Below are 18,658 nucleotides of genomic sequence, written 5' to 3' on the forward strand. Positions count from 1 at the left end.
AATGATCGGTGAACTGCGCATCCTGCGAACCCTCTGCCTGCTCGGACTGCTGAGCCTGTCGGGGTGCGTGTCCTGGTTCACCGAGGAGGAACTGAACCCCGCGGTGCATCTGGTGAAAGTCGAGGTGGTCAAGGCCAATCTGCTGGAACAGCGCTTCACCCTGCACCTGCGGGTGGACAACCCCAACGACAGCGACCTGACCGTGCGCCGCCTGACCTACCGGGTCTATCTGCAGCGCTTCCTGCTCAGCGAGGGCGAGCACGAACACTGGTTCACCGTCTCGCCCCACAGCAGCCGCTTGTTCAAGGTGCCGGTGCGCACCAACCTCTGGCCGCAGATCCGCGACGTGGTGAAACTGCTGCGCAAGCCTGAACACCCCATTCCCTATCGCCTGGAAGGCGAACTGGAAATCGGATTATTCATCGGCAAGGACGTGCACCTGAAGCGCAATGGCGTGATAATTCCCGGCGATTTTATTCCGGAGTAACCCGCAATGACCCAGCAACCTCATGTCCATGGCCCTGACTGCAACCACGATCATGACCATCACGATCACGACCATGGCCATGTTCACGGCCCGCACTGCAACCACGCGCACCAGGAGCCGGTCCGCAACGCGCTGAAAGACGTCGGCCGCAACGATCCTTGCCCTTGCGGCAGCAGCAAGAAGTTCAAGAAGTGCCACGGCGCTTGATCTGAGCGCAGGCCGGGCTGCCAGGGCGCTACGCCGTCAGCGGCAACACTGCCCGGCCTCCCCGGCCAGGAGCTGCTCCTGGCTCAGGACCGTGGCGTACTCGCCCTGCAGATTGGCCAGCGACATGGCATGCACCTCCTCGGCAGTACGGGCCCGACCGGCAAAGTCGGGCTTGTCGAAGGTGTAGCAGGCATCGGCCACCACCCATACCGCAAAACCCAGGTTGCCTGCGGTGCGCGCCGTCGACTCCACCGAGTTGTTGGTGGCGACACCGACCATCACCAGCCCCGTAATCCCTTCCCGGCGTAAATCCGCTTCCAGCGGGTTGGCACAAAACGCATCCGGCACCTGCTTGCGAATCAGCCACTCGCCGTCCTGGGGACGAAAGCGCGGCTGAAATTCCACCCCGGATTGCCCGGGCCAGAACACCGAGTCCCGGGAGCGCGACAGGTGCTGCACATGAATCACCGGCCAAGCGCGGGCCCGCCAGTGAGCCAGCAGCTCAAGCATGCGTGCCTCCGCCTCGGGGTTGTTGCGCGGCCCGAGCCGGGGCTCGAGGATGCCTTGCTGCTGGTCGATGAGCATCAGTGCGGTGCTGGCCGAAAGGGGCATATTTTCTCCGCTGCGGTCATTGAATTCGATGCACTTGAGCATCACATGCCTATTCAGGCAAGCCATCGAGGGCAAACAGGACGACCTCATGCCGGCATTGGCTGTCCATAACGTACGGATACATTCCAATTGGAGCACTGCATGATCGACCTGTATTACTGGACCACCCCCAACGGCCACAAGATCACCCTGTTCCTCGAAGAGGCCGGCCTGCCCTACACCCTGCACCCGGTGAACATCGGCCTGGGTGAACAGTTCAAGCCCGAGTTCCTGAAGATCGCCCCGAACAACCGCATTCCGGCCATCGTCGACCCGCAACCCGCCGATGGCGGCCAGCCGCTGTCGCTGTTCGAGTCCGGCGCGATCCTCCTCTACCTTGCGGAAAAGACCGGCCAGTTCCTGCCCCAGGATCTGCGCGGGCGCCAGGAAACCCTGCAATGGCTGTTCTGGCAGATGGGCGGGCTGGGACCGATGGCCGGGCAGAATCATCATTTCAGCCACGCTGCCCCGGAAAAAGTCCCCTACGCCATCAAGCGCTACGTGGATGAGACTGCGCGCCTGTACGGCGTGCTGGACCGACGCCTGGCGGACCGCGCGTTCGTCGCGGGCAGCACCTACAGCATTGCCGACATGGCGATCTACCCCTGGATCGCTTCGTACAAGAAGCAGAGCCAGAAACTCGAGGACTTCCCGCACCTGCATCGCTGGTTCAACAGCATCCAGGCCCGACCGGCCACTGAACGGGCCTATGCCCTGGTCGAGCAGGTCAATCCCGCCATCTGAACCTCGCCTTGCGGGAGCCGACTTGCCAGCGAAGGCGTCCGCAAGCTCCAAGGCCAGGCGCCAGGACCTGTTCGCCCACTAGCCGGCTCCTGTGTGCTTTGGCCGCGGCCGAAGGGCCGGCGATGGCTATTTGCAGCGCCTTCAAGAAATACCTCCCGCCCCCGCTTGCGCGGCACTCGCCTGCTCACTAACGTAGCGCCTTTATCGACGTTACCCCCCGCAGGAGCTTGACCATGGCCTCGCCAGCCCTTTCACATTTTCTTCCCCGGCTCGGCGTTGCCGCGGCTGTGGCCGGTGCCCTGAGCCTGGCCGGTTGCCAATCCTGGAACTCGCAGAACAGCCTGCCCCCGACCTCTGGCGTGCAGCCCCTCAAGGGCCTGGCCCAGAACGTCTCCGTGCGCCGCAACGCCGTGGGCGTGCCGCTGATCGAAAGCAACAGTTTCCATGACGCGCTGTTCACCCTGGGCTACGTGCATGCCAGCGACCGCATCGGCGAAATGGTCACCCTGCGCCTGCTGGCTCAGGGCCGCCTGGCAGAGATGTCCGGCGCCGAGGCGCTGGATGTCGACCGCCTGATGCGCGCGGTAAACCTGAAGAAAAGCGCCGACGAGCTGTACAAGGCCTCGTCGCCACGGATCAAGCGCTTCTTCGAGGTCTACGCCCGGGGGGTCAACGCCTACCTGTTCCGCTACCGCGACAAGCTGCCGCCAGACCTCGCCGCCCGTGGCTACATTCCTGAATACTGGAAGGCCGAAGACTCGGCACTGATCTTCTGCCTGCTGAATTTCGGCCAGTCGGCCAATCTGCTGGAAGAGATCAACAGCCTGGTACTGGCGCAAAGGGTCGGCAGCGACAAACTGCCCTGGCTGACCCCGAGCTACCCCGATGAGCCGCTGCCCATGGCCGAGGCCGACAAGCTCAAGGGGCTGGCATTGTATGTGCCGGGTTTGAGCGAGCTCAGCCTGGCCGCCAAGCAGATGTCGACCCTCAACTCACTGGGCGTCACCGCCGGCAGCAACCTGGCCGTCGCCCCGCAGCGCGCTCGCAGCGGTCGCAGCCTGCTGGCCAGCGACAGCCAGATCGGTGCCTGGTACTACGTACAGATCCGCGCACCGAAATATCAGGCGGCCGGGGCCTCGATCGCCGGTTTACCGGCCATTCTGCAGGGGTTCAACGGCAAGCTGGCCTGGAGCATGAGCTCGGCGATGGGCGACAACCAGGACCTGTTCCTGGAAAAACTCAAGCGCCAGGGCAATGCCCTGTACTACCAGAACAACGGAAAATGGCAGCCGGTCATCGTTCGCAACGAGACCTACTTCGTCAAAGGCCAGCGGCCGATTCGCGAAGCCGTGTACGAAACCCGCCACGGTCCGCTGCTCAACAGCGCCCTGGGGATCAACGCCAACAATGCCCTGGACAGTGGCTACGGCGTGGCGCTGCAAATGCCGGAGCTCAAGGACGACAAGAGCCTGGATGCGTTCTTCGATCTGTCACGGGCACAGAATGTGGAGAAAGCCTCCGACGCCAGCCGCGAGATTCGCGCTATTGCCCTGAATATGGTCTATGCCGATGCCAGCAACATCGGCTGGCAGGTCACCGGACGCTTCCCCAACCGCCGCGAAGGCGAAGGCCTGCTGCCGTCTCCCGGCTGGGACGGACGCTATGACTGGGATGGCTATGCCGATCCGATGCTCCACCCTTATGACCAGGACCCGCCCCAAGGCTGGATCGCCACCGCCAATCAGCGGGTCATCTCCCGCGGTTACGGCATGCAGCTGTCCAACTCCTGGGAGGCGCCGGAGCGGGCCGAGCGCATCGGGCAATTGCTGTCTGGCGGCAAGCAGGACAACCGCAGCCTGATTGCCCTGCAGTACGACCAGACCACCCTGTTCGCGGCCAAGTTGAAAAAGATGTTCGAGGCGCCGGGCATGGCCCAGCCGCTGAAAAACGCCATTGACACCCTGCCCGAGGCAGACCGCGCCAAGGCTCGGGAAGCCTACAGCCGGCTGATGGCGTTCGACGGCAAGCTCACTGCCGGCTCTGCCGACGCCGCGCTCTACGAACTGTTCCTCCAGGAAAGCGCCAAGCAGACCTTCCTCAAACAGCTCGGTCCGGAGCCCGGCATTGCCTGGCAGGCGTTCGTTGCCAATGCGGGCCTGTCCTATTCGGCCCAGGCCGACCATCTTCTGAGCCGCGAAGACAGCCCGTTCTGGGGCGACTCGCGGAACCGGCAAAAAGAGGACAAGCCGGCCATTATCGCCCGCAGCCTGGCGGCGGCCATCAGTTCGGGCGAGCAACTGCTGGGCACGGACCGCAAGGCCTGGCAGTGGGGCAAGTTGCACAGCTACCGTTGGACCAACAACAGTGGCCAGGCGATACGCGGTCCCTTGCAGGCCGGTGGCGACCAGAACACCGTCAACAGCGCCGGCTATCGCTGGGGACAGGACTTTGCCATCACCACGACCCCGGCCCTGCGTTTCGTCGTCGACTTCGCGCTGAGCGAGCCGTTGATGGGCCTCAACAGCAGTGGCCAATCCAGCAACCCGGTGAGCCCGAACTACGCCAATGGCATCGACGGCTGGCTCAAGGCCCAGTACCTGAGCTTCCCGATGCAACCGCAAAACTTTGAACGCAGCTACGGCAAGACCCGTCTGACCCTGGTGCCGGGCAAGTAAGCGCCTGGCCCTGCCACCCGCTTGCCCATCCGGTGCAAGCGGGCCTGCCCCAAAACGAACAGCCCGCCCCCGCCGAGGGCATGACGCGCCAGCGTGATGCCCAAGCCAGCGCCTCCCGCGATCAACCGCGCACCTTGCACCCTATTGGCGCCCGCCCCAAAACACGCCCCACTTGAGCGCACGCCGCCCCTGACACCGACACCTGCCAACGGTTTTAAAACACTTGTTCGGGACTCTGGTTCGGAAATTGCTACTTTCAATATGTCTTATGCGTTCCAGTAACAGTACTCATGCGCCACAAGCGCTCATATTGGTTCTTAGGGATTGAATAATGAAAAAAGCATTGCTGACCCTTTCTGCACTGGCTCTTTGCATGGCCGCCGGCTCCGCGCTGGCCAAGGAATACAAGGAACTGCGCTTTGGCGTCGACCCGTCCTATGCCCCCTTCGAATCCAAGGCCGCCGACGGCAGCCTGGTGGGCTTCGACATCGACCTGGGCAACGCCATCTGCGCCGAGCTGAAGGTCAAGTGCAAATGGGTCGAAAGTGACTTCGACGGCATGATTCCCGGCCTCAAGGCCAATAAGTTCGACGGTGTGATCTCTTCCATGACCGTTACCCCAGCCCGTGAAAAAGTCATCGATTTCTCCAGCGAGCTGTTCTCCGGCCCCACCTCGTTCGTGTTCAAGAAGGGCTCGGGCCTGAGCGCGGACACCGCCACGCTCAAGGGCAAGACCGTCGGCTACGAGCAGGGCACCATTCAGGAAGCCTATGCCAAGGCCGTGCTGGACAAGGCCGGGGTCAAGACCCAGGCCTATCAGAACCAGGACCAGGTCTACGCCGACCTGACCTCCGGGCGCCTGGACGCCTCGATTCAGGACATGCTGCAAGCCGAGCTGGGCTTCCTCAAATCGCCACAGGGCGCGGACTACGAAGTCAGCAAGCCGGTGGAAGACCCCTTGCTGCCGGCCAAGACCGCCGTCGGTATCTCGAAAGGTAACAAAGAGCTGAAAGCGCTCCTGGATAAAGGTATCAAAGCGTTACACGATGATGGCACCTACGCCACCATCCAGAAAAAACACTTCGGTGACCTGAACCTCTACAGCGGTAAATAACCTGTCGGCGCCCATCCTCGATGGGCGCCTTTTTTATCGCTACGGGTCACTGATCGATGCTCGAAGAACTTCTAAAAAACCTGGGGCTTTCCGCCTTCAGCCTGAAGGGTTTCGGCCCCCTGCTGCTGGAAGGCACCTGGATGACCATCAAATTGTCGGTGTTGTCGCTTCTGGTCAGCGTCCTGCTCGGCCTGATCGGCGCCAGCGCCAAACTCTCCAGCATGGCCTTGCTACGGATTCCGGCCCAGCTCTACACCACCCTGATCCGCGGCGTGCCGGACCTGGTGCTGATGCTGCTGATTTTCTACAGCCTGCAGACCTGGCTGACCTCCTTCACCGACTTCATGGAGTGGGAATACATCGAGATCAACCCCTTCAGCGCCGGGGTGATCACCCTCGGCTTCATCTATGGCGCCTATTTCACCGAAACCTTTCGCGGGGCGATCCTTGCCGTGCCCCGGGGCCAGGTGGAAGCGGCCACCGCCTATGGCCTGAAACGCGGCCAGCGCTTTCGCTTCGTGGTCTTCCCGCAGATGATGCGCTTCGCCCTGCCGGGCATCGGCAACAACTGGATGGTGATGCTCAAGGCCACGGCCCTGGTATCGATCATCGGCCTGGCCGATCTGGTCAAGGCCGCCCAGGACGCCGGCAAGAGCACCTATCAGCTGTTCTACTTTCTGGTCCTGGCGGCGCTGATCTATCTGCTGATCACCAGTGCCTCCAACTTTGTCCTGCGCAAACTTGAACGGCGTTACGCCGCCGGCGCCCGGGAGGCCGTGCGATGATCGAACTCCTGCAGGAATACTGGCGTCCCTTCCTCTACAGCGACGGTTACCACATGACCGGGCTGGCCATGACCATGTGGCTGCTCACGGCGTCGATCTGCATCGGTTTCCTGGTGTCGATCCCACTGTCCATCGCCCGGGTTTCGCCCAAGCGCTACATCCGCTGGCCAGTGCAGTTCTACACCTACCTGTTTCGCGGCACGCCGCTCTATATCCAGTTGCTGATCTGCTACACCGGGATCTACAGCATCGCCGCGATCCGCGCGCAACCGCTGCTGGATGCGTTCTTTCGTGACGCGATGAACTGCACCATCCTCGCCTTCGCCCTGAATACCTGCGCCTACACCACGGAGATTTTCGCCGGGGCGATTCGCAGCATGGCCCACGGCGAAGTCGAAGCGGCCAAGGCCTACGGCCTGAGCGGCTGGAAGCTGTATGCCTACGTGATCATGCCCTCGGCCCTGCGCCGCTCGCTGCCTTACTACAGCAACGAAGTGATCCTGATGCTGCACTCCACCACGGTGGCCTTTACCGCGACCATTCCCGACATTCTGAAAATCGCCCGGGACGCCAACTCGGCGACCTTCCTGACCTTTCAGTCGTTCGGCATCGCCGCCCTCATCTACCTGTGCGTGACCTTCACCCTGGTGGGCCTGTTCCGTCTCGCCGAGCGCCGCTGGCTGGCCTTCCTCGGACCGACCCACTAGGACTTGCAGCAGGAATAACCGTCAATGCGCCACGAGATCCACGACCTGCTCGCCCCCTTGCCGGGCACCGCGCGCCAGGTCCACAGCTTTCATTTCGGCCCCACCCAGGCCGCGGGCAAGATCTACATCCAGTCGTCCCTGCATGCCGATGAGTTGCCCGGCATGCTGGTGGCCTGGCACCTCAAGCAGCGCCTGACGGAACTGGAAGCCGAAGGTCGCCTGCGGCATGAAATCGTTCTGGTGCCGGTGGCCAACCCGGTAGGCCTGGAGCAGATACTGATGGATGTACCCCTGGGTCGCTATCAGTTGGAGAGCGGGCAGAACTTCAATCGCGGCTTCGTCGATCTCAGCGAAGAGGTGGGCAACGCCGTCGAAGGACTGCTCAATCACGACCCCCGGCACAACCTCGATCTGGTGCGCCGGCACCTGGCCGACGCCCTGGCCCGGCAACGCCCCGAGACGCAACTGCAATCCCTGCGCTTGACCCTGCAACGGCTGGCCTGCGACGCCGACATGGTGCTGGACCTGCATTGCGACTTCGAAGCCGTGGCGCACCTGTACACCACCCCCGAAGCCTGGCCGCAGGTCGAGCCCCTGGCCCGCTACATCGGCGCCGAAGCCTGCCTGCTGGCCACCGACTCGGCGGCCTGGTCGTTCGATGAGTGCTTCAGCCTGCTGTGGTGGCAACTGCAACAGCGCTTCGGCGAGCGCTTTGCCATTCCCACCGGCAGCTTCGCGGTCACCGTCGAACTGCGCGGCCAGGGCGACGTCAATCATGGCCTGGCCCGTCTCGACTGCCAGGCCATGCTCGATTACCTGACCCATTTCGGTGCCATCGCCGCCGAGGCGCCGCCCTTGCCTGAACTGCCCTTCCCGGCCACGCCGCTGGCGGGAGTGGAACCGGTAGCAACGCCGGTGGGCGGGCTGCTGGTGTTCACCGCACTGCCGGGGGAATACCTGCAAGCCGGACAGCAGGTGGCTGAAATCATCGACCCGATCCACGACCGGGTCACCCCTATCCATTGCAACAACGCCGGGCTCCTGTATGCCCGCTCGCTGCGGCGCATGGCCACCGCCGGCATGGTGATCGCCCATGTCGCCGGCCGCGAAGCCTATCGCAGCGGCTATCTACTTTCGCCTTGAGGATGCAAGCCCCATGTACAAATTGACCGTTGAAGGCCTGCATAAATGCTATGGCGACAATGAAGTGCTCAAAGGTGTGTCTCTCAAGGCCAAGACCGGCGACGTGATCAGCCTGATCGGCGCCAGTGGCTCGGGCAAAAGCACCTTTCTACGTTGCATCAACTTTCTCGAAACCCCGGACGACGGCGCCATGAGCCTGGATGGCCAGCAGATCCGCATGGTCAGCGATCGTCACGGCATGCACGTGGCCGATCCTGCCGAGTTGCAGCGGATCCGCACACGCCTGGCGATGGTGTTCCAGCATTTCAACCTGTGGAGCCACATGACCGTTCTGGAAAACATCACCATGGCTCCGCGCCGGGTGCTGGGGGTCAGCACCAAGGACGCCGAAGAGCGGGCCCGGCGCTACCTGGACAAGGTCGGTCTGCCGGCCCGCGTCGCCGGCCAGTACCCGGCGTTCCTGTCCGGCGGCCAGCAGCAGCGGGTGGCCATCGCCCGGGCATTGGCCATGGAACCGGAGGTCATGCTATTCGACGAACCGACCTCGGCCCTGGACCCGGAACTGGTGGGCGAGGTGCTCAAGGTGATCCAGGGCCTGGCCGAAGAAGGCCGGACCATGATCATGGTCACCCACGAAATGAGCTTTGCACGCAAGGTGTCGAGCCAGGTGCTGTTTCTGCACAAGGGCCTGGTGGAAGAGGAAGGCGCCCCGGAGGACGTGCTGGGCAATCCGAAAAGCGAGCGCCTGCAGCAGTTCCTCAGTGGCAATCTGAAGTAGCGACCCGCTACGACGCTCCCGTCCGCACCGGTTTGCCGCGGGCGGGGCGTCAAGCGGCGACAGGCCGGCTCAGGCCACGGGTGCGGGAGGCGGCTCGTCGGGCAAGGTGGGCTCGCCTGGTTCCTGGGGGTCAAGGGGTTGCGGGGTATCCGGGTCAGGCTGACCGGGAATGCCACCCGCCATCTCGGCGGACGGATGGGCCAGCAGGGTCCAGGCCAAGAGCCCGACCTGATTGGGTTCCAGCTGAGCCAAGGTGGCGCTGATTCGCGGATCTATCTTCATGGGGCACTCCTGAGCTGGGCCCGGCATGCCTTGCGCATACCGGAAATACACCCAATAGAGTGTGGGTCCGCTCAGGAATTCCCGCTGTCTGTCAGACGGACGTACTCAGGTGCGCGGCAGGGTGACGCCACGTTGGCCCTGGTATTTGCCGCCGCGGTCCTTGTAGGACACTTCGCACTCTTCATCGGACTCCAGGAACAGCATCTGCGCCACGCCTTCATTGGCGTAGATCTTCGCCGGCAAGGTGGTGGTGTTGGAGAACTCCAGGGTCACGTGGCCTTCCCACTCCGGTTCCAGCGGGGTCACGTTGACGATGATGCCGCAACGGGCATAGGTGCTCTTGCCCAGGCAGATGGTCAGCACGTTGCGCGGAATGCGGAAGTACTCGACGGTACGCGCCAGGGCAAAGGAGTTCGGCGGGATGATGCAGACGTCGCTCTTGATGTCGACGAAGCTCTTTTCATCGAAGTTCTTCGGATCGACGGTGGCCGAATTGATGTTGGTGAACACCTTGAATTCATCGGCGCAGCGCACGTCGTAGCCGTAGCTCGACACCCCGAAGGAGATCAGCCGATCCGGGCCTTCGCCACGCATCTGGCGCTCTACGAAGGGCTCGATCATGCCGTGCTCTTGCGCCATGCGGCGAATCCACTTGTCCGATTTGATGCTCATGGCGGGTGTCCTGAAATAGCGAGGTGAAAAAAAACGGTCAGGCATCTTACCGGGGCGCGGGGTCGGGTTCAAAGTCCGGGGCGTTTTTCTCGCCCGACACCACGATTTTCAAGGGCTCGGCGACGAACGACGGGCCGTCAGTCACGAAAACCGAGAAACCTTGGCCCTAGCCATTGGCACGTTCAGGAAAAAGGGTTAAGGTGGCGCCACTGTGCTGCTTGTGTCACTGAGAATCTCTACACGATGTTGAATTTCGATCCAACCATCTCCAAGAATTTTTCCTGCTCTTTGCACTCAGTCTCGGCCAGGGCTTTTCCTGAGTCGCAGTTAACTTTGTCCAAGGAGATACACCATGTCTAATCGCCAAACCGGTACCGTTAAGTGGTTCAACGATGAAAAAGGCTTCGGCTTCATCACTCCACAATCCGGTGACGACCTGTTCGTACACTTCAAAGCTATCCAATCCGACGGCTTCAAAAGCCTGAAAGAAGGCCAACAGGTTTCTTTCATCGCTACCCGCGGTCAGAAAGGCATGCAAGCTGAAGAAGTTCAAGTTATCTAACTTGTACTGATCCAGTAAAAAGCCCCGCCCTCAACAGCGGGGCTTTTTTGTGCCCGGTGTTTTTGTCGGCGCCTTTTACTGAAAAGGCGCCCGGGCCGCTCCGGTTTACCAGGCCACGCCAAAGCCCACGGTGTAGCGGGTCTTGTCCAGATCGCTGTCTTTGGTGCCGCGAATCAGGTCCTTTTCCGCCTTCAGGTTCAGCGACGCCCAGTCGGTGACCTTGTAGCGCAACCCCATCTCGGCATCCAGCGCATAGTCGGCTACCCCGGAAAGCGGTCGCCCAACTTCGCCATTGGTGAAGAACTCCACCCGTTTACCGATCAGATAGCGGTTGTAGTCCCACTTCATTGCCAGGGAATAGAAGTTGTCCCTGCCGCCTTCGGCGTACTCGTAATCTGTACGGTTGAGCAGCGAGCCCAGGGAGAACGCCCCCAATTCATCGTCCCAGAACTGGTAGCCAGGGCCGGTACCCACGACCCGCTGCCGCTCCAGCTCCTCGACCTTGTCACGCTTGTAGGTCAGGCGTCCTTCCCAGAACCATTTTTCAGTGATGAAACGGTCCAGGGCATATTCGGCACTCCAGTTGTCCGTGGTCACCACATGATCCTGGAACTCACGGTTGTACTCACCCTGCGCATTGTGGCGCCAAGCCCCATGGCGCGCCGACGTCTTGAAGTCGATGTCGTAGTCATCGGTATCCTTCTCCGCACGCTTGTAGTCCATGGCGACATCGACATTGCCCTTCCAGACCATGTCCTCCACCAGCGGCCTGGGCTTCATGATCTGCTGGATACTCGCCAGCTCCACCGTCTTGGGCGCTTCACCGTTGGCAAGAATGACCTTGCCCTCCTCCGCCGCCTGCAACGACTTGGTCTTCTCGCCGATGTAGGCATCCTGCTTGACCAACAGCTCCTGGTCGCTTTCCAGGGTCTTGACCTGTTTCCAGTCGATGGAAATAGCGCCGCCATAGTCGGTCTGGAGCAACAGCTTGCCGCCGTCGAAAACCTTGATCTTGCCGCTCAGGCGATCACCGTTCTTCAACCAGACGGTATCGGCCAGGACAGGCGTGGAGGCGCTGAGCACCGCGAAACACAACAACGTTCTAGGCAACATAGGTAATACAGGGCTCGATCTTGCGAAAAAAAACGGCATTATTCCTGCTGAACACGCCTTAGTCAGGACTGACCCGGGTATTGAGAGTGAGTTCAATATGCATCCACCCCTCATCCCCTGAACCGACCAACGCCTCTTCATTGATCTGGAACCGCGAATGTGACCGAACACGGCGACGCCCCGCAGGACCCGGCGCAAATCCGACGCACGGCGCTGTACCTGACCCTGGCCCAGGTTCCCGCAGGCAAGGTGGTGAGCTACGGCCAACTGGCAGAAATGGCCGGCCTGGGCCGCGCCGCGCGCTGGGTTGGCCGCACCCTCAGCCAGTTGCCGGCCGACACCCGCCTGCCGTGGCACCGGGTACTGGCCGCCGGCGGCCGCATCAGCCTGCCGGCCGGCAGCCCGTCAGGCGATGAGCAGCGCGCCAGACTGCGCGGCGAAGGCATCACTATCCGGAATAATCGCGTGGATATTCAGCGCCATGGCTGGCGCCCGGTAGAGCACAGCGGTTAGAGTGCGCGCTTTGTTTCCGCAATCTGAGGCAGACTTCAGCCCATGCCCCGTAAAACCTGGCGCGCCGCACTTGCCGCCTATGCCAGCCCCTCGACGCTCGTGCTGTTGCTGCTTGGTTTCGCTGCCGGCATGCCTTACATGCTGGTGTTCTCGACTCTCTCGGTGTGGTTGCGCGAGGCCGGTGTGGCCCGCGAAACCATCGGTTACGCCAGCCTGATCGGTTTGGCCTATGCCTTTAAATGGGTATGGTCCCCGCTGCTTGACCAATGGCGCCTGCCAATACTGGGCAAGCTCGGCAGACGCCGCTCCTGGCTGGTACTGGCCCAGACCCTGGTGATTCTCGGCCTGATCGGCATGGGCTTCTGTGACCCGCAAAAACATCTGTCCTGGCTGATCGCCATTGCCGTGATCGTGGCCTTTGCCTCGGCGACCCAGGACATCGCCATCGACGCCTACCGCCTGGAAATCGCCGACGACAGCCGCCAGGCCGCCCTGGCCGCCAGCTACATGTCCGGCTATCGGGTAGCGGTGCTGCTGGCGACCGCCGGCGCCCTGTTCTTTGCCGAAGGCTTCGGCTCCACCGGCTTCAGCTACAAGCATTCAGCCTGGACCGGCACCTACGTGCTGTTCGGCGTGCTGATGATTCCCGCGCTGATCACCACCCTGCTGATGCGTGAGCCCGCCGTGCCACTGCGCACCCAACTCTCCGCGGGACGCTACAGCTTCGCTCACCAGCTGATCTCGGTATTCGTCCTGATCGTGCTGCTGGTTTCGGTGCCCGCCACCTTCACCCAGCTCTACAACACCGACTTCGCCAGCGTGATCTTCGATGGCATGAGCCTTTTGGACCTGCTGCTGGAAGACCGGGCGTTCCTGCGGGCCATCCTCTATGTCACCCTCACCGCCCTGTGCCTGTCGGCCATGGGCCGCCGGGGCCTGGCGCCGGTGCTGACGCCGGTCAACGACTTCATCCTGCGCTATCGCTGGCAAGCCTTCCTGCTGCTGGGGCTCATCGCCACCTATCGCATGTCGGACACGGTCATGGGCGTCATGGCCAACGTGTTCTATATCGACCAAGGCTTCACCAAGGACCAGATCGCCGGGGTCAGCAAGATCTTCGGCCTGATCATGACCCTGCTCGGGGCCGGCATGGGCGGCCTGCTGATCGTGCGCTTCGGCATCCTGCCGATCCTGTTCATCGGTGGCGCCGCCTCCGCCGCCACCAACCTGCTGTTCCTCATGCTCGCCGACATGGGCCCGAACCTGGAAATGCTGATTGTCACCATTTCCCTGGACAACTTCAGTTCGGGCATGGCCACTTCGGCTTTCGTCGCCTACCTGTCGAGCCTGACCAACCTCAAGTTCTCCGCCACCCAGTACGCCCTGCTCAGCTCGATCATGCTGTTGCTGCCGCGCCTGATCGGCGGCTATTCCGGGGTCATGGTGGAGAAGTTCGGCTACCACGACTTCTTCCTCATCACCGCGATACTCGGGGTCCCGACGCTGATCCTGATCGCCCTGCACTGGTTCCAGGAGAGCCGCCGCGCCGGGCCCAAACCCGAGCCGGAGCACCCCGCCAATGGCACCGCCGTGAGCGAAGAATCCTAGAAAATCCCGGGAGTTACGGGCCGTTCCCCGTCGCTCCCCGCCCTTCCAAGCGCAATCCTGTACGCCAGCGGAACTCGCCCGTACAATGCTCCGTCACTTCCAGTCTTCAGCAACCGACAACGGCCTACCATGCGTACCAGTCAATATTTGCTCGCCACACAGAAAGAAACGCCTTCCGACGCGGTCGTGATCAGCCATCAGCTGATGCTGCGCGCCGGCATGATCCGTAAACTGGCTTCCGGCCTGTACACCTGGCTGCCGATGGGCTTGCGGGTGATGCGCAAGGTTGAAGCCATCGTTCGCGAAGAAATGAACGCCGCGGGCGCGCTTGAAGTGTTGATGCCGAGCACTCAGCCGGCTGAGCTGTGGCAGGAATCCGGTCGCTGGGAAGAATACGGCCCTGAACTGCTGCGCTTCAAAGACCGGCACGGTCGCGATTTCTGCGCCGGCCCGACCCACGAAGAAGTGATCACCGATCTGGCGCGCAACGAGCTGAGCAGCTACAAGCAGCTGCCGCTGAACCTGTACCAGATCCAGACCAAATTCCGCGATGAGATCCGCCCGCGCTTCGGCCTGATGCGCGGTCGCGAGTTCATCATGAAGGACGCCTACTCCTTCCACGCCGACCAGGCGTCCTTGCAGGTCACCTACGACCGCATGCACCAGGCTTATTGCAACGTCTTCACCCGCCTGGGCCTGAAGTTCCGTCCGGTTGAAGCGGACAACGGCTCCATCGGCGGCGCCGGCTCCCACGAATTCCACGTACTGGCCGAGTCCGGCGAAGACGATATCGTCTTCAGCAACGGTTCCGACTACGCCGCGAACATCGAGAAGGCCGAAGCCGTGCCGCGCGAAACCTCGCGCCCGGCGCCGACCGAAGAGATGCGCCTGGTCGACACCCCTGACGCGAAAACCATCGCCCAGCTGGTGGAAGGCTACAACCTGCCGATCGAGAAGACCGTCAAGACCCTGGTGGTGCATGCCGAAGAAGCCGGCAAGCTGATCGCCCTGATCATCCGTGGCGACCACGAACTGAACGAAATCAAGGCCGCCAACCAGCCTGGCGTTGCCAGCCCGCTGGTCATGGCTTCCGAAGCCGAACTGCGTGCCGCCATCGGTGCCGGCGCCGGCTCCCTGGGCCCGGTGAACCTGCCACTACCAATCATCATCGACCGTTCGGTGGAGCTGATGAGCGACTTCGGCGTCGGCGCCAACATCGACGACAAGCACTACTTCGGCGTCAACTGGGAGCGTGACCTGCCCGTTCCGACCGTGGCCGACCTGCGTAACGTGGTCGCTGGCGACCCGAGCCCGGACGGCAAGGGCACCCTGGAAATCAAGCGCGGCATCGAAGTCGGGCACATCTTCCAGCTGGGCAACAAGTACAGCAAGGCGATGAAGTGCGAAGTGCTGGGCGAGAACGGCAAGCCGGTGACCCTGGAAATGGGCTGCTACGGCATTGGCGTGTCCCGCGTGGTGGCCGCCGCCATTGAACAGAACAACGACGAAAACGGCATCATCTGGAGCGACACCCTGGCGCCGTTCCAGATCGCCCTGGTACCGCTGCGCTACGAAACCGAGCAGGTTCGCGAAGCCACCGACAAACTCTACGCAGAACTGACTGCCGCCGGTTTTGAAGTACTGCTGGACGATCGCGACAAGAAAACCAGCCCGGGCATCAAGTTCGCGGACATGGAGCTGATCGGCATTCCTCACCGCATCGTGGTCAGCGATCGCGGCCTCGCCGAAGGCAACCTGGAATACAAGAGCCGTACCGAAGCCGAGGCGCAAGCGCTGCCCGTGGCCGACGTTCTGTCCTTCCTCCAAGCCCGTATCCGTCGCTGAAACCAGATAGAGAAGTCATGTTCAAGCGAAACACCTTAAGCCTCGGGGGCGCCGCCTTGTGCGGCGCCCTGCTGGTCAGCGGCTGCGCCAATCAGATGTCGCAACGCAGCGAACACGAGGAACGGATCGAGCGCAAATTGCTCGATCACAGCCTGCAGATCGATGTCGGTGAGCCTAAGGTGCTTGAGCTGCCGCAACGCCGGGTACGTATCCACGAGCAAAAGACCTTCGAAGTCACCGAGTTCGAGGTCACCCGCCGCTACGATCGCTATACGCCCTACCAACCCTGGCGGGAGATCTACGAGATCCCGCTGGGTGCGGTAGCACTGGTGGCCGGCGTCGGTGCCAACGTGGTCAATGTGTTCGCCCTGGGCAACCTGCCGGACAGCGTCACCAAGGACTGGGTCAGCTATGGCGTGTCGGGGCTCAACCCGTTCATGAACATGCCGTCCCACGGTCGGGCCCAGCAGAACCTGGCAGCCATCGATGAAGTCCAGCGTGACAAGCGCCTGGAGTATTCGAGCCTGCCCTGGAGCGAGCGCCCGGTGCAAGTCAAGGCCGGCAAGCAGACCTACGACATGAGCACCGATCGCAATGGTGTGCTGCGCTTGAACCTGCTGGACGCGCCGTTCTCCGAACAGGACCTGAACCACATCGGCAAGTTGCAGATCAGTGTCGAAGACGCCCAGGACGAAGTGCATTCCGACTCGTCCCTGAGCCTGAGCAGCAGCCTGCGCGGCAAGCTGGTGGAAGCTCACGCCCTGATCTACGACGACCTGGAAGATGACGAAGTGAGCCAATGGGTGCACCGAGTCAAGCGCCTGTCGGAACTGGGCCTGGAAGAAGAAGCCAGCGAACTGGAGCAGAGCCTGATCGAGCTGACCCGCAACGATCCGGAACTGCAGAGCGAGTTTCTCAAGTCCCTGACCAAGAACGCCGGCCGCCTGGTCGCCGACCCCGGCAGCAACTGACATCCCCTGTAGGAGCCGGCTTACCGGCGAAAAGCGCTACCGCGGCTGAATAACAGCCCGGTTCGCTGGCAAGCCAGCGCCTACACTCCGCCCTGGAACAGCTCCAGCTGTTCATGAGCGCCGCGCAGATCCTGCAAACGCACACCAATGCCCAACAGGCGCACTGGCTTTCCGCCCCGCTTGAAGGCCTGGGTCAGCAGTTGCCGATAACTCTCCAGGTCCCGCCCCGCCCCCGCCTGTTCCAGGGTGGTCTGGGTAAAGTCATGGAACTTCACTTTGACGAACGGCTTGCCCGGTCGGTAGCTGGCGTCGATACGGGTCATGCGCCCGGCCAGCGTCTCCATCAGCTCCGGCAACTTCTGCAGGCAACTGTCCAGATCCGGCAGATCCACGTCATAGGTGTTTTCCACGCTGATGGACTGGCGCCGACTGTCATTCTGCACCGGCCGCTCGTCGATCCCCCTGGCCAGGCTCCACAGACGCTCACCGAAACTGCCGAACTCGCGCACCAGCGCCAGCTTGCTCCAGTCGCGCAACTGCAGGCAGTCGACAATCCCCAGGCGACCCAGTTTGTCCGCCGTGACCTTGCCCACCCCATGCAACTTGCTCACTGGCAATTCGGAGACAAAATCCTCCACCTGATCCGGAGTGATGACGAACAGGCCGTTGGGCTTTTTCCAGTCGCTGGCGATCTTGGCCAGAAACTTGTTGGGTGCGACCCCGGCCGAGACGGTGATATGCAATTGATTGGACACCCGCCGCCGAATGTCCTGGGCGATGCGCGTTGCGCTGCCGGCGAAGTTCGGGCTGTCGGAAACGTCCAGGTAGGCCTCGTCCAGGGACAAGGGTTCGATCAGATCGGTGTAATCCCGAAAGATCGCATGAATCTCTTTCGACGCCTCGCGGTAGGCATCCATGCGCGGCCGGACGATCACCAGGTCCGGACACAGGGTCAACGCGTGCCGCGACGACATGGCCGAACGCACGCCATAGGCCCGCGCCTCATAGTTGCAGGTCGCAATCACCCCCCGCCGATCCGCGGAGCCGCCCACTGCCAGCGGTTTGCTGGCCAGCTGCGGGTCATCGCGCATTTCGATGGCGGCATAGAAGCAATCACAGTCAATGTGGATGATTTTGCGCTGCATCATATAAAGGCAGGGATCATTGAAAGCTGAAGTCGGAATCAAAGCGGGCGATCAGTATCTACCGGCCCCTGTATATAGCACCAGTACCTTGCATCTCGGAGCAATCGGCAAAGCACCATGAGACATTTATTCTCTCAATGAGCGCCAAGCCTTCCATAGAGCTGCAAGCCACGTTCTACCTGGGCCCAAGCCTCGCCAAACGCTCCTGCGAGCACGCTAAGCGATTGAACAGGAAGCCTTTTTTAAAAATTAATGATTGACAGGCGCCCGCGACGCTGTAGAATCCGCCCACACAGACGCGGGATGGAGCAGTCTGGTAGCTCGTCGGGCTCATAACCCGAAGGTCGTCGGTTCAAATCCGGCTCCCGCAACCAAACATCAAAAAAGGCTACTCGAAAGAGTGGCCTTTTTTGTGCGCGTCTGTTTTTCCCTGCCCGTACTCACCAGCAGCGCGGCAAAACTCTTTAGCTGTCGCTGACTTAAGCGGCAGAGTCGGCCATTCGACGTTTATTTGACCTGTCGGACCATTAATGGTTGACACTCAGTCGTTCGCCTGTAGAATGCCGCCACACAGACGCGGGATGGAGCAGTCTGGTAGCTCGTCGGGCTCATAACCCGAAGGTCGTCGGTTCAAATCCGGCTCCCGCAACCAAACA

Annotated in this window: 19 protein-coding genes and 2 tRNA genes; 16 read left to right on the forward strand and 5 right to left on the reverse strand. The window is 61.9% G+C overall.

What is annotated here, in order from left to right:
- The first annotated feature begins 1 nt into the window (after nt 1).
- Together L1O02_RS24370 and L1O02_RS24375 are read left to right on the forward strand one after the other, a co-directional pair.
- Nucleotides 2-487: an LEA type 2 family protein gene (locus L1O02_RS24370; RefSeq protein WP_108544547.1), complete on the forward strand. Its 486-nt coding sequence runs from the start codon at nt 2-4 to the stop codon at nt 485-487.
- Nucleotides 488-493: 6 nt separating this feature from the next.
- The gene (locus L1O02_RS24375; protein WP_007923047.1) at nt 494-694 is read left to right on the forward strand and encodes an SEC-C metal-binding domain-containing protein; all 201 of its coding nucleotides are present in this window, start codon (nt 494-496) and stop codon (nt 692-694) included.
- 36 nt (nt 695-730) lie between these two features.
- On the opposite strand, the gene L1O02_RS24380 is transcribed toward L1O02_RS24375, so the two are convergent.
- Nucleotides 731-1,306, reverse strand: coding sequence for a cysteine hydrolase family protein (locus tag L1O02_RS24380; protein WP_060841881.1), 576 nt, complete (start codon nt 1,304-1,306; stop codon nt 731-733).
- A 141-nt stretch (nt 1,307-1,447) separates the two neighbouring features.
- Between L1O02_RS24380 and L1O02_RS24385 the strand changes: the two genes are divergently transcribed.
- From L1O02_RS24385 to L1O02_RS24415, 7 genes are all read left to right on the forward strand, one after another.
- Complete coding sequence (locus L1O02_RS24385; protein WP_060837837.1) at nt 1,448-2,089, forward strand: glutathione binding-like protein; 642 nt, start codon at nt 1,448-1,450, stop codon at nt 2,087-2,089.
- A gap of 233 nt (nt 2,090-2,322) precedes the next feature.
- Nucleotides 2,323-4,764 carry a penicillin acylase family protein gene (locus L1O02_RS24390; RefSeq protein ID WP_235758874.1) on the forward strand — a complete coding sequence of 814 codons (2,442 nt, stop codon included), beginning with the start codon at nt 2,323-2,325 and terminating at the stop codon, nt 4,762-4,764.
- Between the two features lie 331 nt (nt 4,765-5,095).
- On the forward strand, nt 5,096-5,878 hold the full coding sequence (locus L1O02_RS24395) for a transporter substrate-binding domain-containing protein (RefSeq protein ID WP_108544542.1): 783 nt from the start codon (nt 5,096-5,098) through the stop codon (nt 5,876-5,878).
- A gap of 56 nt (nt 5,879-5,934) precedes the next feature.
- A complete protein-coding gene (locus L1O02_RS24400) occupies nt 5,935-6,663 on the forward strand; it encodes an ABC transporter permease (protein WP_060837834.1) in 729 nt (242 codons plus the stop codon).
- On the forward strand, nt 6,660-7,370 hold the full coding sequence (locus tag L1O02_RS24405; protein WP_016965526.1) for an ABC transporter permease: 711 nt from the start codon (nt 6,660-6,662) through the stop codon (nt 7,368-7,370). The genes L1O02_RS24400 and L1O02_RS24405 overlap by 4 nt, the downstream gene beginning before the upstream one ends.
- A gap of 24 nt (nt 7,371-7,394) precedes the next feature.
- Nucleotides 7,395-8,513, forward strand: a complete 1,119-nt coding sequence (locus L1O02_RS24410; RefSeq protein ID WP_060837833.1) for a succinylglutamate desuccinylase/aspartoacylase family protein — start codon at nt 7,395-7,397, stop codon at nt 8,511-8,513.
- 13 nt (nt 8,514-8,526) lie between these two features.
- Nucleotides 8,527-9,291, forward strand: a complete 765-nt coding sequence (locus L1O02_RS24415; protein ID WP_060842652.1) for an ATP-binding cassette domain-containing protein — start codon at nt 8,527-8,529, stop codon at nt 9,289-9,291.
- 69 nt (nt 9,292-9,360) lie between these two features.
- Here L1O02_RS24415 and L1O02_RS24420 read toward each other — a convergent pair whose 3' ends face one another.
- Nucleotides 9,361-9,573, reverse strand: coding sequence for a hypothetical protein (locus L1O02_RS24420; protein WP_060837831.1), 213 nt, complete (start codon nt 9,571-9,573; stop codon nt 9,361-9,363).
- A 105-nt stretch (nt 9,574-9,678) separates the two neighbouring features.
- A complete protein-coding gene (dcd, locus tag L1O02_RS24425) occupies nt 9,679-10,245 on the reverse strand; it encodes a dCTP deaminase (protein ID WP_016965530.1) in 567 nt (188 codons plus the stop codon).
- A 352-nt stretch (nt 10,246-10,597) separates the two neighbouring features.
- Between dcd and L1O02_RS24430 the strand changes: the two genes are divergently transcribed.
- Nucleotides 10,598-10,807, forward strand: a complete 210-nt coding sequence (locus L1O02_RS24430; protein ID WP_002554837.1) for a cold-shock protein — start codon at nt 10,598-10,600, stop codon at nt 10,805-10,807.
- Between the two features lie 105 nt (nt 10,808-10,912).
- Here L1O02_RS24430 and L1O02_RS24435 read toward each other — a convergent pair whose 3' ends face one another.
- On the reverse strand, nt 10,913-11,920 hold the full coding sequence (locus L1O02_RS24435) for a DUF481 domain-containing protein (RefSeq protein WP_060842651.1): 1,008 nt from the start codon (nt 11,918-11,920) through the stop codon (nt 10,913-10,915).
- A gap of 159 nt (nt 11,921-12,079) precedes the next feature.
- Here L1O02_RS24435 and L1O02_RS24440 point away from each other — a divergent pair, with 159 nt between their 5' ends.
- The 4 genes from L1O02_RS24440 (at nt 12,080) to L1O02_RS24455 (ending at nt 16,857) form a co-directional block, all read left to right on the forward strand.
- Entirely contained in the window at nt 12,080-12,433 is a 354-nt protein-coding gene (locus L1O02_RS24440; RefSeq protein WP_060837829.1) for an MGMT family protein, read from the forward strand.
- 42 nt (nt 12,434-12,475) lie between these two features.
- Entirely contained in the window at nt 12,476-14,041 is a 1,566-nt protein-coding gene (locus L1O02_RS24445) for an AmpG family muropeptide MFS transporter (protein ID WP_108544540.1), read from the forward strand.
- Nucleotides 14,042-14,170: 129 nt separating this feature from the next.
- The gene (locus L1O02_RS24450) at nt 14,171-15,886 is read left to right on the forward strand and encodes a proline--tRNA ligase (RefSeq protein ID WP_060837827.1); all 1,716 of its coding nucleotides are present in this window, start codon (nt 14,171-14,173) and stop codon (nt 15,884-15,886) included.
- Nucleotides 15,887-15,903: 17 nt separating this feature from the next.
- Nucleotides 15,904-16,857 (forward strand): hypothetical protein, encoded by a 954-nt coding sequence (locus tag L1O02_RS24455; RefSeq protein WP_060837826.1) that lies wholly within the window; start codon nt 15,904-15,906, stop codon nt 16,855-16,857.
- Between the two features lie 80 nt (nt 16,858-16,937).
- On the opposite strand, the gene dinB is transcribed toward L1O02_RS24455, so the two are convergent.
- Nucleotides 16,938-18,005 carry a DNA polymerase IV gene (gene dinB, locus L1O02_RS24460; protein ID WP_060837825.1) on the reverse strand — a complete coding sequence of 356 codons (1,068 nt, stop codon included), beginning with the start codon at nt 18,003-18,005 and terminating at the stop codon, nt 16,938-16,940.
- Nucleotides 18,006-18,299: 294 nt separating this feature from the next.
- Here dinB and L1O02_RS24465 point away from each other — a divergent pair.
- A tRNA-Met gene (locus tag L1O02_RS24465) sits at nt 18,300-18,376 on the forward strand.
- 201 nt (nt 18,377-18,577) lie between these two features.
- Nucleotides 18,578-18,654, forward strand: a tRNA-Met gene (locus L1O02_RS24470).
- The last annotated feature ends 4 nt before the right edge of the window (nt 18,655-18,658 follow it).

The organism is Pseudomonas sp. BC42, from assembly GCF_021560055.1.
Classification (GTDB): domain Bacteria; phylum Pseudomonadota; class Gammaproteobacteria; order Pseudomonadales; family Pseudomonadaceae; genus Aquipseudomonas.

What these genes read in the sequence shown, in the direction of transcription:
- L1O02_RS24410 (WP_060837833.1), top strand. Translation starts at nt 7,395, where the DNA reads ATGCGCCACGAGATCCACGACCTGCTCGCCCCCTTGCCGGGCACCGCG.
- L1O02_RS24435 (WP_060842651.1), bottom strand. Translation starts at nt 11,920, where the DNA reads ATGTTGCCTAGAACGTTGTTGTGTTTCGCGGTGCTCAGCGCCTCCACG.
- L1O02_RS24400 (WP_060837834.1), top strand. Translation starts at nt 5,935, where the DNA reads ATGCTCGAAGAACTTCTAAAAAACCTGGGGCTTTCCGCCTTCAGCCTG.
- L1O02_RS24430 (WP_002554837.1), top strand. Translation starts at nt 10,598, where the DNA reads ATGTCTAATCGCCAAACCGGTACCGTTAAGTGGTTCAACGATGAAAAA.
- L1O02_RS24450 (WP_060837827.1), top strand. Translation starts at nt 14,171, where the DNA reads ATGCGTACCAGTCAATATTTGCTCGCCACACAGAAAGAAACGCCTTCC.
- L1O02_RS24445 (WP_108544540.1), top strand. Translation starts at nt 12,476, where the DNA reads ATGCCCCGTAAAACCTGGCGCGCCGCACTTGCCGCCTATGCCAGCCCC.
- L1O02_RS24380 (WP_060841881.1), bottom strand. Translation starts at nt 1,306, where the DNA reads ATGCCCCTTTCGGCCAGCACCGCACTGATGCTCATCGACCAGCAGCAA.
- dcd (WP_016965530.1), bottom strand. Translation starts at nt 10,245, where the DNA reads ATGAGCATCAAATCGGACAAGTGGATTCGCCGCATGGCGCAAGAGCAC.
- L1O02_RS24415 (WP_060842652.1), top strand. Translation starts at nt 8,527, where the DNA reads ATGTACAAATTGACCGTTGAAGGCCTGCATAAATGCTATGGCGACAAT.
- dinB (WP_060837825.1), bottom strand. Translation starts at nt 18,005, where the DNA reads ATGATGCAGCGCAAAATCATCCACATTGACTGTGATTGCTTCTATGCC.
- L1O02_RS24385 (WP_060837837.1), top strand. Translation starts at nt 1,448, where the DNA reads ATGATCGACCTGTATTACTGGACCACCCCCAACGGCCACAAGATCACC.
- L1O02_RS24390 (WP_235758874.1), top strand. Translation starts at nt 2,323, where the DNA reads ATGGCCTCGCCAGCCCTTTCACATTTTCTTCCCCGGCTCGGCGTTGCC.
- L1O02_RS24455 (WP_060837826.1), top strand. Translation starts at nt 15,904, where the DNA reads ATGTTCAAGCGAAACACCTTAAGCCTCGGGGGCGCCGCCTTGTGCGGC.
- L1O02_RS24405 (WP_016965526.1), top strand. Translation starts at nt 6,660, where the DNA reads ATGATCGAACTCCTGCAGGAATACTGGCGTCCCTTCCTCTACAGCGAC.
- L1O02_RS24370 (WP_108544547.1), top strand. Translation starts at nt 2, where the DNA reads ATGATCGGTGAACTGCGCATCCTGCGAACCCTCTGCCTGCTCGGACTG.
- L1O02_RS24395 (WP_108544542.1), top strand. Translation starts at nt 5,096, where the DNA reads ATGAAAAAAGCATTGCTGACCCTTTCTGCACTGGCTCTTTGCATGGCC.
- L1O02_RS24420 (WP_060837831.1), bottom strand. Translation starts at nt 9,573, where the DNA reads ATGAAGATAGATCCGCGAATCAGCGCCACCTTGGCTCAGCTGGAACCC.
- L1O02_RS24375 (WP_007923047.1), top strand. Translation starts at nt 494, where the DNA reads ATGACCCAGCAACCTCATGTCCATGGCCCTGACTGCAACCACGATCAT.